Genomic DNA, 13,144 nt, shown 5'->3' with positions numbered 1-13,144 from the left:
TAAAACCAATTCCATAAAAATCGATATCTTCATATTTTTTTATATATATATTATTGTAATAATCTTGATATGATTATCAATTTTTTTTATTAAATAGATTCATTGTTTTTTGTAATCCATTTAAAATAAATGAAAATATGATATTCATACTTATTTCTAATTTATTAAGTATATCCTTTAATTCATTTTCTTTCCAAATTCCTAATACATAATCTATTTTTTTAGAAAAATCATTTTTAATTCCAAAACGTAGACGGGCATAATCAGAACTTTTTAATTCTTTTTCAATACTTTTTAATCCATTATGTCCTCCATTTCCTCCTTTTCCTCTTAAACGAAGATATCCAAAATTAAGATAAATATCATCAGATATTATAAGAATATTTTTTAATAGTATTTTTTTTTTATTCATCCAATATTTAACAGATAAACCACTTTCATTAACGTAAGTAGAAGGTTTTAGAAAAAATATTCGTTTTTCATAAAAAATGAATTCTGAAAGAAACCCTAATTTTTTTTTAGAAAAAGAAAATAAATATTTTTCTGATATTTTATCTAAAATAAAATAACCTAAATTATGTCTTGTTTTTTGATATAAACTACCTGGATTCCCTAATCCAATTATTAAAAATTTATCCATATTTACATTATTTTTCATGATCATGAAGAACTTCATTCACCTTCATTCCTATATATGCAAGAGATAAAACAATATGTATTCCACATTTTTTCATAATATTCATTTTCACTTTTGCAGTTTCTGATGTCTTTCCTATAATAGCCCCAGCATGACCCATTGTACGTCCTTTAGGAGCTGTTTGACCTGCTATAAATCCTATTATTGGTTTTTTATTTTTTGATTTTTTTATCCATTCTGCAGCATCAATTTCTAATTTTCCACCTATTTCTCCAATCATAACAATGCATTCCGTCTCATCATCTTTCAAAAATAACTCTATAATTTCTTGTATATTCATTCCAATAATAGGATCACCTCCTATCCCAATAGCCGTAGAAATTCCATATCCATATTTTACTATTTGATCTGCAGCTTCATAAGTAAGGGTACCAGATCTAGATATAATACCTACTCCTCCTTTTTTATTAAAAACTAAATTAGGCATAATTCCAACTTTTGATTTTTTCGGAGAAATAATTCCAGGACAATTTGGACCAATTAATCGTGATTTTTTACCTTTTAAAAAATGTTTTACTCGGATCATATCTAAAACTGGAATTCCTTCAGTAATGCATACAATTACTTTAATATTCATACTAATTGCTTCCATAATAGCATCTGAAGCAAATAAAGAAGGAACAAAAATGACACTTACATTTCCACCAGTATTATTAACTGCCTCATACATAGTATTAAAAATAGGAACTCCTAAATAAATTTTCCCTCCTTTACCAGGAGTGACCCCTCCAACTACAGTTGTTCCATAATTTATCATCCTTTCAGTATGAAATAAACCTTCTTTTCCAGTTAACCCTTGTACAATAACTCGAATGTTCTTATCTATCAAGATACTCATAATTATTTATCTGATATTCTAATATATTTTTTTAAATTTACTTACTACTTACTAACTATTCAATAAAAAAAATATATATTTTATTGATTATTTTCTAATTTTCTAACTCTTTCTATATAAGATTTACTATCCGTATTAATTTTAATATATTCTCCAGAATTTATAAATGATGGGATTAAAAGTTTAGTTTTTGTTTCTAAAATAGCAATTTTACTATCTTTATTAATAGTATATCCTTTTTTTACAGATTCTGTATATTTAACTTTTAAAATAATAGTAGGAGAATTTTTTATAAAAAAAATAATTTTATTATTTTTATTTTTGAAATGAAAAAAAATAGTAAACTCTATACCTTCTTTTAAAAATTTTATATTTTTCATTAATTTTTTTTCAATTTGTATTTGATCATAACTTTTTGTATTCATAAAATGAAATAAATTTTCAAATCTATATAAATATCGATATGATTCGGTTTCTATTTTTTCTTTTTTTATTTTATACTTATCTGAAAAATTATTTTCTAAAATATGACCTGTTATAATATTTTTTAATTTATTTTTTATAAAAGCATATCCTTTTCCTGGTTTTACATGAAGAAAATCGATTATTTTGTATATATCCTTATTATGTAATATATATAATCCTTTTCTAATATTTGTATACATTTTATTAAAAATTAAATATGTAAAAAATTTTTATTAATTATAAAAAAAATCAATCAATTTTCATTATTTTTGCCAATACTTCTGCTTCAACTACCAGTTTTTTATTTACATATCCTTTCCCTTTCATATGAACAATTCCTCTTCTTATAGGCTCTAATAAATCTACTTGAAAAACTAGTAAATCTCCAGGAACTACTTTTTGTTTAAATTTAACTTTATCTATTTTTAAAAAATATGTAGAATAAGATTCTGGATTTTTTAATTTGTTTAAAACTAAAATTCCACCTACTTGTGCTATAGCTTCTATTTGTAAAACTCCAGGCATTATTGGTTCTTTAGGAAAATGGCCCATAAAAAAAGGTTCATTCATAGTTACATTTTTTACTCCTATTACATAATTTTCTGTTAATTCAATAATTTTATCTACTAAAAGAAATGGAGGTTTATGAGGTAAAATTCTCATAATACTTTTTATATCAAACAGAGGATTTTTAGTTAAATCAAATTTAGGAATATCTTTTTTTTTGAATATTTGAATTTTTTTTATTAATCTTTTTGCAAATTGTATATTTATATAATGACATGGTTTATAAGCTATTATTTTTCCTTTTAATTTAACTCCTATTAAAGTTAAATCACCAATAATATCTAAAAGATAATGTTTAGCAATTTCGTTAGAAGTATAATTTAAAAAATGTAAATTTTTTTTATTCACAATTTTATTTTCTTTTTCATGAAGAAAACAAAAAGTTTTTGAACTTGCTATTTTTTTCTTAAATTGATTTAAATTTTTTAATATAGCATTTTGTGTATCAATAAATTTTGAATCAAAATCCATCAAGATTACTATTTCAAATTTTTTAGAAGGTAAAGCAATAATTTCTCCTCCTGTTTTTGAATCTTCATAAGATATAATTTCTTTTATTGAATAATATTTTCTTTCTACATTTTGTTCTATAATTCCAACTTTTTCAATAGCTTCTACAAAATATTTTGAAGATCCATCCATTATAGGAAATTCAATATTATCTAATTCTATAATAACATTATCTAAATCCATTCCAGTCAAAGCTGCAAGTACATGTTCACTCGTACGGATTTTCAATCCATTATTTTCTAAAATAAGACCGTTTTCTGTTTCATTTATTAATAGAAAGGATAGATTTGCCTTCATATAAGGGTTCCCTTTTATATCTGTTCTAACAAAAATAAATCCTGTATTTTCTGGAGCTGGTTTAAAAGTAATAGTAACTTTTTTTTCAGTATATAACCCTATTCCTTGCAAAGAAATTTTTTTTGCAATGGTTTTTTGTTTATCCAACATAAATTAATTAATATTATTAAGGGGGAATATTACTCTCTAACATTGTTAGTTTTTTATCACTAATTTTTATCACATTTATTGAAATAATTTTAGTAAATTATTATTGACTATGAATTTCATGAGGCGTTTGTATTTTTTTTTAACAGGTTTTATTATTGGTGTTATAATTTTATATTATTCCTATAATTATTCTACTTCTTATCATCGAAAAATATTGAATAATAATATAAAAAATAAAAAAATAATAATTGAAGTAAATAAAAATAATATACAAAAATGTAAAAAAAACTCTATATTATGCAATCCTTTTTTTATAAAATCAAAAATTTTAAAAAAAGGAAAAATTTTTTTTCAAAAAAAGATTTTTAAAGAAAAACCTTTTCCCTTAATTTATCATATTGAAATTATAGAAAAAAATAAAAAAAATATATTTATAATAGAAGAAAAATTAGAAAAAATTATTATAAAAAAAATTATATAAAATAAATATTTTAATTCTTTATGAAAAGAACTTACCAACCTTCTAATAGAAAAAAAGTTAATATTCATGGATTTATAAAACGAATGAATACAAAAAATGGTCGTAATCTTTTATCTAGAAGAAGAAAAAAAAATAGAAAAAAATTAACAGTTTCTAATTTTAAAAAATGAATTTAAATTTAAAAAAAATAAAATATGTCTTGATCTCCAATTTCTGGAAAATTTTTACCTTTTTTTTTTCTTTTTATATAAAAATTTTTTCCATTCAAAATAGTATCTTCATATGCAAAAAAATTAGATAAATCTCCTATATCAACAATCTTTGAAATCAAATTGATATTTTTTCGGATAGGATCAAATTTTTCTATAGTCCTCATTCCTATATCAACTAAAAATTGATATTTACCTTTTTTTATTTGAACTTTTCTATAAATTTTATCGAATAAATTTTTTTTATTTTCAGGAATAGAAAAATAAGATTTATATTCTTTTTCAATATTTATTTTATTAGTAGAAAGAAAATAAAAACCTAAAAGAATAGAAAAAGTATTATATTTTCTAATTATCTCTTTTTGATGATCTTTAGGGTACCATCCGGCTTCAAAAAGAATAGAAGGATAACCTAATTTTTGAAAATTATCTCCAGTAGCTGTAGGATATATTTTATCAGAAAATCGACCTATAGATCCTATACTGGGTAATATTCCTCTCATTTTTTTTTCAATAGAAGAAATTAGTCCCATAGATTTTTTTATTTTAAAAGTTATTTTTTTATCTCCTTCTAATGAAGGAGATAAAAATGATAAAATAGATGGATTGAAATATTTATCTCCAATATTATAAATACTTTTTTGATCATGTAAATTAAATAAAATATGAGGATTATTCTTCTTTATTTCATAAAATAATATTTTAATTTCTGGAGATTGTAAACGAATTGCATCTCTATTTAAATCAATATTTACAGAATTTCTTCTTTGAAATTTTTCAGAACCATCAGGATTTAACATAGGGATAAATAAAATGGTTAATTTTTTCCTTAAAAATCTAACTAAATCATGATTTTTTTCTTTTGAAAAAAAATGAAAAATATCAAACATAGCTTTTGTTCCTGTAGTTTCATTACCATGCATTTGGGACCAAATAAAAATTTTCAAATTTCCTTCTCCCCATTGAAATTTAAAAATTATTCTTTTCTCTATGGAAAATCCTACAGGTTTAACAGAATATATATTCTCGTATTTCTTAACCATTTTTAATAATTTAGAATATTTAAAAATTCTAGAAGATGTTATAGTTTTATCCTTAATAAGAGAATTATAAGATCTAAATAAAGTATTTATATCAAAATATAACATAATAGATTTTATTATTTTTTATTTTGAATAAATTATACCCTCTTTTTTTAAAAAAATTGTTTTAACTTTCATTTTTTTGTTTATTAAAAAAATACAATTAAAAAATGATTGAATTCAAATTCAAACAATATTCATTAAATATATATAATGAATTATCAAATTTTATTAACTATCAAAAATACTAGATTTTCGTCAAAAAAATGTATATAATATTACATAATTCCTAGAAAGGAATTTGAGGAATTGAACGAAATTTTATTTTTTATGAAGAATTATTTTAAAATAAGTTATACTGAAGCTTTTCTATTAATTTTATCATTTACTTTTTTAAATTTTTTCAATATAATTTTTAGGAAATTATTGATCACTATAAATTTACCTGAAAGTATGATATTTTCTATATCGTATACAATTCCATTTATTTTTTTATTTATTTTTGTTTCTTATCAAGCACAAAAGAAAAATCTTATTATAGAATTATCATTTAAAATATCTCCATGGTATATTTATTTAGTTCTTTTTTGTGTAATGTTTTGTATAATTATATTGAATGATTACATCTCTTCATTTGTTCCAAAAGACGGACCATTATTAGGAAATATGTATAAAGAAATTGAAGATTTTTTTAAGGAAGAAGTAAAAAATCCAATTCCTTTTTTCTCTACAACTGTATTATTAGCTCCTATATGTGAAGAAGTACTTTTTAGAGGAATTATTTTAAATGGAATGTTAAAAAATAAAATACATCCAATTAAAGCTATTCTATTTTCTTCTTTTTTATTTGGATTAACTCACATGAATCCATGGCAATTTGTAGGGGGTATTTTTATTGGAAGTTTTATAGGATTTATTTATTTTACGACAACTTCCATAATAGACTGTATTTTATTACATATATTTAACAATGCTTTCGCTTTATTTACCATGTTTTTTTTCATTAAAAATGAAGAGATTTTTTCAAAACAGAAAAGTTTTAATTTTTTATTAATCTTGATTATTAGTTTAATTACAACTGTTGGTTGTATTTTTCTTTTTAAGAAAAGAAAAAAAACATGAAAAAAAATTATAAAATCATATATTTTAAAAATATGATAAAATTCATGAATTAATTATCATCAATATTATTATTAATGAAAAAATCTTCATTAACTATTTTAGGGTGTCATTCATCAATTCCAACTAAAAAATTTTATCCAACAGCTCAAATATTAGAAATGAAAGGATCTATTTTTCTTATTGATTGTGGAGAAGGTACACAAGTTCAATTAAGAAAAGCAAAAATAAAATTTAATAACATAATACATATATTCATATCTCATTTACATGGAGATCATTTTTTTGGACTAATTGGATTACTTTCTACTTTTCATTTATTAGGAAGAGAAAAATCGGTAAATATTTACGCTCCAAAAGGATTAAAAGATATTATCAATACTCATTTTAAATGGTCTTATACACGAATAAAATATTGTATAGATTACATAGAATTATCCTCTAATAAATTAGAAAAAATAATGGAAAATGAAAAAATAGAAGTTTATACTATTCCATTAAAACATAGAATTTACACTAATGGATTTCTTTTTAAAGAAAAACTTAGTAATAGAAAATTAAATATGGAAGAAATAAAAAAAATTCCTGATATCAATATCGTACATTATAAGGACTTGAAAATTGGAAAAAATTTTAAAACTAATGAAGGAAAAATAATTCCAAATTGTCAACTAACATTTGATCCTCCTAAAATATTATCTTATGCTTTTTGTTCAGATACTTCCTACTATTCTCCTATTATTGATCATATAAAGTATATAGATTTATTATATCATGAATCAACTTTTTTAAAAACAGAAGAAATAAGAGCTATTAATACAGGTCATTCAACAGCTAACCAAGCTGCTTGTATAGCAAAAAAAGCTAAAGTAAAAAAATTAATACTAGGGCACTATTCTAATAGATTTCCAAATATTAAAGATTTCGAGAAAGAAGCAAAAAAAATTTTTTATAATGTAGTAGCATCAGAACCTTTAAAAAAATACTATTTAGATCAATAAATAATTCATTCTTTTAGATGAAAAAAAAGATATCATTATACCTATTGTTAAAATTATACATGTCGTCATAAAAAAATCTTCTATTGTAAATTTTACTGGAAAAGGAAGTTTTCCTCCAATTTTAAAAATATGATATTTTTCTTGTAAAATAGATATAATATATGATATACATATCCCTAAAAACCATCCAGAAAAAGTAATAATGAAACCTATATAGAAAAAAATTTTTTTAATTTTATATAAAGAATAACCAAAACTCCATAATATAAAAATATTTTCTTTTTTATCTAATTGTAATATGAAAATAGCACTAATTAAATTAAAACCAGCAATTAAACTTATTAAAAATAATAAAAAATAGATAAATATTTTTTCCGTATTAATAATTTTGGAAAAAGATTTTTCTTTTTCTATACGTGTTTGTATCATGAATTTAGATCCAAATTTTTTTTTTAAAAGATTTTTGATATTATTTACATTTTCATTTTTATGAATTTTTATTTCTAGAAAATGAAAAGTTTTTTTTTTAATTAATTTTTGAATTTCGGAAATATCGCAAAATAAATATTGATTATCTACTTCTTGATTAAAATGAAATAATCCTTTTATTTTTACTTTTTTTTGTATAATTAATGGGGTATTATTTGTTTTTTTTTTATCAAAAAAAAAACAAATAATTTTTGTAGGATTTTTTTCTATTTTATCAAAAAACAATAATGAAAAAAAAGGTAAAAAAGAAGATATTCCTATATATATATTCAATTTTTTATAAAATGATTTATTTATAAAAACAATTTTTTTAAAATTGTTCATAACTTTTCCATATTCAGAATCTACTCCTTTTAAATGAAAAAAATATTTATTATTTTGATAATATAAATACACTTTTTTTTCCATAGTTTTAGAAAAAGAAAAGATTCCTTTTATAGATTTCATTTTTTCTTTTAATATTTTATCATTTATGAAAATATTTTCTTTTTTCCAAGAAGAAATAACTATATCCGGATAATTATTTTGATAAAATTTAATATTTAAATTTTTTACACCTGAGAAAACAGATAAAATAGAAGATAGAGAAAATGTAGATATACTAAGAGATAAAATAGATAAAAAAATAATAATATTAACAATATTAGTTTTTTTTTTAGAAAAAAAATAACGTATAGCTATATAACAAGAAGGATTCAATAAAAATTATTCAATAAAATGTTTTTTTGAAAAAGAATTTTCTAAACGAAAATCCAATTTGGGAACTTTTTTTACACGATATCTAAGTTTCTTAGATAATAATTTTCTATAAAATCCAGATTTTGATCTAATTTTTTTAAAAATATTTTCCTTGATAAAAGGATATATAGATATATACCCTTTTATAAAAGTCATATCGGGATTCATACAAACTTTAGTCAAAGTAATTAAAAATCCTTCTCTATTTTCATTATTAAATTCTTGATGAAGTATTTCTGCTATTTCCGTATAAAATATTGAAGATATTTTTTTATTTTTAATGGAATCCATTATTCTAAAATTTTTATAACTTAAATTTACTAAAAAAAAAATTATATTTTTTTTGAATCAATAAAGAATTTTTTGTAAAATTGCATTTATAGGTCCCATAGCTCAGTTGGTTAGAGCATCTGACTCATAATCAGGAGGTCGCTGGTTCAAATCCAGCTGGGACCATTATTTTTTTATTTTTTATGTGACCGGGGAGGGATTCGAACCCACAACTTACAGTTTAGGAAACTGTTGTTCTATCCTATTGAACTACCCAGCCTCATTTTATTTTCATTATTTTGATATAATAGATACAACAGACTTGTTTTTTTTTATTTTTTTAAAAATAACAAATCCTGTTTTGATAGCATATAAAGTATGATCTTTACCCATTCCTACATTTCTTCCAGGATAATGTTTTGTCCCACGTTGACGAACAATAATATTTCCTGATTTAGCAAATTGATTTCCATATATTTTTATTCCTAATCTTCGACCTTCTGAATCACGACCATTTCTAGAACTTCCTGAACCTTTTTTATGAGCCATTTTAAATTAAAATTTTTTATATTTTTATTTTTCAATTTCTGAAAAAGAAATCACTTTAATTTTTGTAAAAAATGGTCTAAATCCATTTTTTACTTTATATCCTTTTCTCTTTTTTTTTTTGAATACAATTATTTTATTTCCTTTTAAATGTTGTAAAATTTCTACTTGAATACTTATATTTTCTAAAAATGGATTTCCTATTTTTGTAAATCCATTTTTAGAAAATAGAAAAACTTGATTAATCCATATTTTTTCTCCTAAATTCATAGAAGAAAAACGAGGAATATAAACGAATTTATTTTCAATAAGTTTAAATTGATTTCCTAAAATATTTACAATTGCGTATATCATATATAATTTTTAATGCTTTAATAAAAATTTTTTTGCTTTTAAAATACTATCAAATAAATAATCTATTTCTTCAAAAGTATTATATATAGAAAAACTAGCACGAATCATTCCATTTACATTAAAAAAATTCATTAAAGGTTGAGCACAAAGATGACCAGTTCGTACCGCTATTCCAAAACGATCTAAAATACTACCAACATCAAAACAATGTAATTTACTTAAATTAAAGGATATAATACTAGATCTTTTTTTTAAATCACTTCCTCCATATAATTGGATTCCATCTATTTTACTTAAAAGTTTTATAGCATAACTTAAAAGTTCTTCTTTATAATGTTGGATATTTTCTACTCCTATTTTTTCTACAAAATCTATAGCTGCCCCCCATACAATAATTCCTTCTATATTTGGAGTTCCAGCTTCAAATTTAAATGGCAAATCAGAATAAGTAGTTTGATCAAAACTTACTTTATTAATCATTTCCCCTCCAGTTTGATAAGGATAAAGATGATTTAATATTTTTTCCTTTCCATATAAAATTCCAATCCCAGTAGGTCCATACATTTTATGTGCGGAAAATACATAAAAATCAGCATTTAAATCTTGAACATCTAAATCTAAACTAGATGGAACTTGAGCACCATCAATCAAAACTAAAGCTCCATATTCATGAGATTTATCAATAATATTTTTTATAGGATTTATAATTCCTAAAACATTGGATACATGATTAATTGCTACAATTTTCGTTTTTTCTGAAATTAAAAAATTAAAATATTCTAATTGTAATAATCCATCTTGATTAATGGGTATTATTTTTAATAAAGCTTCTTTTTTTGAACAAAGAATTTGCCATGGTACAATATTAGAATGGTGTTCAAGATAGGAAATAATAATTTCATCTCCTTTTTTTATCAAAAAACTAATACTATAAGCTACTAAATTAATAGATTCTGTAGTCCCCTTTGTAAAGATTATTTCTGAAGAATGTTTTGCATGAATAAATTTTTGAATTTTTTTTCTTACATTTTCTACATAAAAAGTAGATTCTTGACTTAAGAAGTGTAATCCTCTATGAACATTAGAATTTATAGTAGAATAATAAATTTCAGAAGCTTTAATAACTTGAAAAGGTTTTTGAGTAGTAGCAGCGTTATCTATATAAACTAAAGAATTTGAATAAATTTTTTTTTTTAAAATGGGAAATTGATCTCGAATTTCTTGAATTTTTTTTTTTGAAAACATATACTATAAATATATGCCTAATTTTTTTTTTATTTTATTAGAAACTATATTTTTCAATTTTAAAATATTAATAGGTTTTAATACTTCCTCTAAAATAGAAAGTAATAATAAAACCTTTCCTACTTTTTCTGAAATTCCTCTTGATTGAAAATAAAATAAATCAGATTCATGAAAATTCCCAATAGTACAACCATGTGAACATTTCACTTCATTAGAAAATATTTCTAATTGAGGTTTTGCATATATACAAGCTTCATCAGAAAGAAGAATATTATTACTTTTCTGAAAAGCATTAATTCCTTTTATTCCTTTTTCAACAAGTATTTTTCCATTAAAAATACTTTTAGATTTTTCTAATAAAATACTTTTATATAATTGAAAACTATGAGAATTTGAATATAAGTGATCTATTAATGTATGATGATCTATCAATTGTTTTCCTGATAAAAGAGAAATTCCATACAATGAAGAAGAAGTATTTTCTCCGGTAGAATAAAAATTTAGATTATTTCTGATAAAATTTCCTTGAAAAGAAAAAGTATGAATTGAACATTTACTATATAATTTTTGTTGAATAAAAGTATTATCTATCAAATTATATCCTTTGATATCATCTTGAATTTTATAATATTCTATTTCACTATTATCAAATGCATAAATTTCACTAACAGAATTGATCAATAATAAATGTCTTTTTAAAGATTTATGATGTTCAATAATTTTTACCTTAGATGATTTACCTACTATAATTAAATTTCTTGGATTTAATAGAATTTTTGATTCTACTCCTGTATAAATATGTAATATTTCTATAGGAGTTTTTAAATAAACATTATTAGGAATATAAATATATCCTCCATCATTTGAAAAAATAGTATTTAAACTATTAAAAGCATCATATTTACGTAATAGCTTACCATAAAATTTTTTAATTTTTTCTTCTTTTTGTGAATAAATATTGGATAAAATAATATTTTTTATTTTATTATTATATTTATGGGATAGATAAGAATTATATTTTCCATCAATAAAAATAAGAAGAAAAGAATTTTTTTCTTTTAGAAAAACCATTTTTTCGATTTTATGATATTCTAAATTTTTGTTTTTTTTTGAAAAAATCTTATAGTCTTGATTAATAATTGAATTTATATCCGTCTCTCTCCATTCTTCATTTTCAGAAGATGGGAATCCATTTTTCTTAAAAAAGTTGATTGATTGATATCGTAATTTAGATAAATAGGGATCCTTTTTACTAAAATTTAATTCTGAAAATGATGAGATAATTCTATCTTTTAATAACATTAGAATCTAATTAATTAGATAAATAATTTTCTTTATTTTCATTTATAATCCAATTATATCCTTTTTTTTCTAATTTATCAGCTAATTGTTTATTTCCAGATTTAATTATTTTTCCATCATATAAAATATGTATTATATAATCTGAAAATAAATAATCTAATAATCTCTTATAATGAGTAATAATTAAAATAGAATTTTGATTATTTTTTAACGTATTAATTCCATTTGAAACAATACGTAATGCATCTATATCTAATCCTGAATCTACTTCATCTAAAACAGATAATAATGGATCCAACATAGACATTTGAAATATTTCATTTCGTTTTTTTTCTCCTCCTGAAAATCCTTCATTCAATGATCGATAAAAAAAATTTTTTTCAACATTTAAAAGTACAGATTTTTCTTTCATTTTAAAAAGTATTTCTTTAGCGGGCATTTTATCCAATCCTCTTGCTTTACGAGATTCATTAATAGCTGTTTTAATAAAATTAATTACAGAAATTCCAGGTATTTCTACTGGATGTTGAAAAGATAAAAAAATACCCAAATGTGCACGTTCTTCTGGAGAAAAATTTAATAAATTTTGATTCTGAAAATAAATATTTCCTTTAATGATATTATATTCTTTTTTACCTGCAATAACAGAAGCTAATGTACTTTTTCCAGAACCATTAGGACCCATAATTACATGAATTTCTCCTGAATTAATTTTCAAATCAATTCCCTTAAGAATTTTTTTATTTTCTATAGAAACATGTAAATTGTTGATAACCAACATATA

16 protein-coding genes and 2 tRNA genes are annotated in these 13,144 nt (G+C 21.5%); 5 read left to right on the top strand and 13 right to left on the bottom strand.

Annotated elements, in window-relative coordinates:
* Window positions 1-76 precede the first annotated feature (76 nt).
* The 4 genes from pth to fabZ form a co-directional block, all read right to left on the bottom strand.
* Complete coding sequence (gene pth / locus DM817_RS00205) at window positions 77-640, bottom strand: aminoacyl-tRNA hydrolase (protein ID WP_235610879.1); 564 nt, start codon at window positions 638-640, stop codon at window positions 77-79.
* A 7-nt stretch (window positions 641-647) separates the two neighbouring features.
* On the bottom strand, window positions 648-1,535 hold the full coding sequence (gene sucD / locus DM817_RS00200) for a succinate--CoA ligase subunit alpha (protein WP_113738076.1): 888 nt from the start codon (window positions 1,533-1,535) through the stop codon (window positions 648-650).
* Window positions 1,536-1,615: 80 nt separating this feature from the next.
* On the bottom strand, window positions 1,616-2,200 hold the full coding sequence (locus DM817_RS00195; RefSeq protein WP_113738075.1) for an elongation factor P: 585 nt from the start codon (window positions 2,198-2,200) through the stop codon (window positions 1,616-1,618).
* Window positions 2,201-2,249: 49 nt separating this feature from the next.
* Window positions 2,250-3,524, bottom strand: coding sequence for a 3-hydroxyacyl-ACP dehydratase FabZ (gene fabZ, locus DM817_RS00190; RefSeq protein WP_113738074.1), 1,275 nt, complete (start codon window positions 3,522-3,524; stop codon window positions 2,250-2,252).
* A gap of 118 nt (window positions 3,525-3,642) precedes the next feature.
* Between fabZ and DM817_RS00185 the strand changes: the two genes are divergently transcribed.
* Window positions 3,643-4,005 carry a hypothetical protein gene (locus DM817_RS00185; protein ID WP_235610877.1) on the top strand — a complete coding sequence of 121 codons (363 nt, stop codon included), beginning with the start codon at window positions 3,643-3,645 and terminating at the stop codon, window positions 4,003-4,005.
* Window positions 4,006-4,025: 20 nt separating this feature from the next.
* Window positions 4,026-4,175, top strand: coding sequence for a 50S ribosomal protein L34 (gene rpmH, locus DM817_RS00180; RefSeq protein ID WP_113738072.1), 150 nt, complete (start codon window positions 4,026-4,028; stop codon window positions 4,173-4,175).
* 8 nt (window positions 4,176-4,183) lie between these two features.
* Here the strand turns inward: rpmH and DM817_RS00175 are convergent, their stop codons facing one another.
* Window positions 4,184-5,362, bottom strand: a complete 1,179-nt coding sequence (locus DM817_RS00175; RefSeq protein WP_113738071.1) for a M14 family zinc carboxypeptidase — start codon at window positions 5,360-5,362, stop codon at window positions 4,184-4,186.
* A gap of 264 nt (window positions 5,363-5,626) precedes the next feature.
* Between DM817_RS00175 and DM817_RS00170 the strand changes: the two genes are divergently transcribed.
* Both DM817_RS00170 and DM817_RS00165 read left to right on the top strand, forming a co-directional pair.
* Window positions 5,627-6,418, top strand: coding sequence for a CPBP family intramembrane glutamic endopeptidase (locus DM817_RS00170; protein WP_113738070.1), 792 nt, complete (start codon window positions 5,627-5,629; stop codon window positions 6,416-6,418).
* Window positions 6,419-6,492: 74 nt separating this feature from the next.
* Window positions 6,493-7,416, top strand: coding sequence for a ribonuclease Z (locus tag DM817_RS00165; RefSeq protein WP_113738069.1), 924 nt, complete (start codon window positions 6,493-6,495; stop codon window positions 7,414-7,416).
* Here the strand turns inward: DM817_RS00165 and DM817_RS00160 are convergent.
* Window positions 7,405-8,604 (bottom strand): ABC transporter permease, encoded by a 1,200-nt coding sequence (locus tag DM817_RS00160; protein WP_113738068.1) that lies wholly within the window; start codon window positions 8,602-8,604, stop codon window positions 7,405-7,407. The two genes, DM817_RS00165 and DM817_RS00160, sit on opposite strands and share 12 nt — an antisense overlap.
* Before the next feature lie 6 nt (window positions 8,605-8,610).
* The gene (locus DM817_RS00155) at window positions 8,611-8,934 is read right to left on the bottom strand and encodes a ribosome-binding factor A (RefSeq protein ID WP_113738067.1); all 324 of its coding nucleotides are present in this window, start codon (window positions 8,932-8,934) and stop codon (window positions 8,611-8,613) included.
* Window positions 8,935-9,025: 91 nt separating this feature from the next.
* On the opposite strand from DM817_RS00155, the gene DM817_RS00150 reads away from it, so the two are divergent.
* A tRNA-Ile gene (locus DM817_RS00150) sits at window positions 9,026-9,099 on the top strand.
* A gap of 20 nt (window positions 9,100-9,119) precedes the next feature.
* On the opposite strand, the gene DM817_RS00145 is transcribed toward DM817_RS00150, so the two are convergent.
* The 6 genes from DM817_RS00145 to sufC form a co-directional block, all read right to left on the bottom strand.
* Window positions 9,120-9,193: transfer RNA gene (locus DM817_RS00145), tRNA-Arg, on the bottom strand.
* A 14-nt stretch (window positions 9,194-9,207) separates the two neighbouring features.
* Window positions 9,208-9,462 carry a 50S ribosomal protein L27 gene (gene rpmA / locus DM817_RS00140; protein ID WP_113738066.1) on the bottom strand — a complete coding sequence of 85 codons (255 nt, stop codon included), beginning with the start codon at window positions 9,460-9,462 and terminating at the stop codon, window positions 9,208-9,210.
* A gap of 24 nt (window positions 9,463-9,486) precedes the next feature.
* Window positions 9,487-9,813 (bottom strand): 50S ribosomal protein L21, encoded by a 327-nt coding sequence (rplU, locus tag DM817_RS00135; protein WP_113738065.1) that lies wholly within the window; start codon window positions 9,811-9,813, stop codon window positions 9,487-9,489.
* 9 nt (window positions 9,814-9,822) lie between these two features.
* Complete coding sequence (locus DM817_RS00130; RefSeq protein WP_113738064.1) at window positions 9,823-11,058, bottom strand: aminotransferase class V-fold PLP-dependent enzyme; 1,236 nt, start codon at window positions 11,056-11,058, stop codon at window positions 9,823-9,825.
* 3 nt (window positions 11,059-11,061) lie between these two features.
* Window positions 11,062-12,360 (bottom strand): Fe-S cluster assembly protein SufD, encoded by a 1,299-nt coding sequence (gene sufD, locus DM817_RS00125; RefSeq protein WP_113738063.1) that lies wholly within the window; start codon window positions 12,358-12,360, stop codon window positions 11,062-11,064.
* A gap of 10 nt (window positions 12,361-12,370) precedes the next feature.
* The gene (sufC, locus tag DM817_RS00120; protein ID WP_113738062.1) at window positions 12,371-13,141 is read right to left on the bottom strand and encodes a Fe-S cluster assembly ATPase SufC; all 771 of its coding nucleotides are present in this window, start codon (window positions 13,139-13,141) and stop codon (window positions 12,371-12,373) included.
* Between the last annotated feature and the right edge of the window lie 3 nt (window positions 13,142-13,144).

The organism is Blattabacterium clevelandi, from assembly GCF_003268615.1.
GTDB lineage: Bacteria > Bacteroidota > Bacteroidia > Flavobacteriales > Blattabacteriaceae > Blattabacterium > Blattabacterium clevelandi.
This window is presented reverse-complemented; position numbering and strand designations above follow the sequence as displayed.

What these genes read in the sequence shown, in the direction of transcription:
- DM817_RS00185 (WP_235610877.1), top strand. Translation starts at nt 3,643, where the DNA reads ATGAGGCGTTTGTATTTTTTTTTAACAGGTTTTATTATTGGTGTTATA.
- fabZ (WP_113738074.1), bottom strand. Translation starts at nt 3,524, where the DNA reads ATGTTGGATAAACAAAAAACCATTGCAAAAAAAATTTCTTTGCAAGGA.
- rplU (WP_113738065.1), bottom strand. Translation starts at nt 9,813, where the DNA reads ATGATATACGCAATTGTAAATATTTTAGGAAATCAATTTAAACTTATT.
- DM817_RS00155 (WP_113738067.1), bottom strand. Translation starts at nt 8,934, where the DNA reads ATGGATTCCATTAAAAATAAAAAAATATCTTCAATATTTTATACGGAA.
- pth (WP_235610879.1), bottom strand. Translation starts at nt 640, where the DNA reads ATGGATAAATTTTTAATAATTGGATTAGGGAATCCAGGTAGTTTATAT.
- rpmH (WP_113738072.1), top strand. Translation starts at nt 4,026, where the DNA reads ATGAAAAGAACTTACCAACCTTCTAATAGAAAAAAAGTTAATATTCAT.
- DM817_RS00130 (WP_113738064.1), bottom strand. Translation starts at nt 11,058, where the DNA reads ATGTTTTCAAAAAAAAAAATTCAAGAAATTCGAGATCAATTTCCCATT.
- sucD (WP_113738076.1), bottom strand. Translation starts at nt 1,535, where the DNA reads ATGAGTATCTTGATAGATAAGAACATTCGAGTTATTGTACAAGGGTTA.
- DM817_RS00195 (WP_113738075.1), bottom strand. Translation starts at nt 2,200, where the DNA reads ATGTATACAAATATTAGAAAAGGATTATATATATTACATAATAAGGAT.
- DM817_RS00165 (WP_113738069.1), top strand. Translation starts at nt 6,493, where the DNA reads ATGAAAAAATCTTCATTAACTATTTTAGGGTGTCATTCATCAATTCCA.
- sufD (WP_113738063.1), bottom strand. Translation starts at nt 12,360, where the DNA reads ATGTTATTAAAAGATAGAATTATCTCATCATTTTCAGAATTAAATTTT.
- DM817_RS00170 (WP_113738070.1), top strand. Translation starts at nt 5,627, where the DNA reads ATGAAGAATTATTTTAAAATAAGTTATACTGAAGCTTTTCTATTAATT.
- rpmA (WP_113738066.1), bottom strand. Translation starts at nt 9,462, where the DNA reads ATGGCTCATAAAAAAGGTTCAGGAAGTTCTAGAAATGGTCGTGATTCA.
- DM817_RS00175 (WP_113738071.1), bottom strand. Translation starts at nt 5,362, where the DNA reads ATGTTATATTTTGATATAAATACTTTATTTAGATCTTATAATTCTCTT.
- sufC (WP_113738062.1), bottom strand. Translation starts at nt 13,141, where the DNA reads ATGTTGGTTATCAACAATTTACATGTTTCTATAGAAAATAAAAAAATT.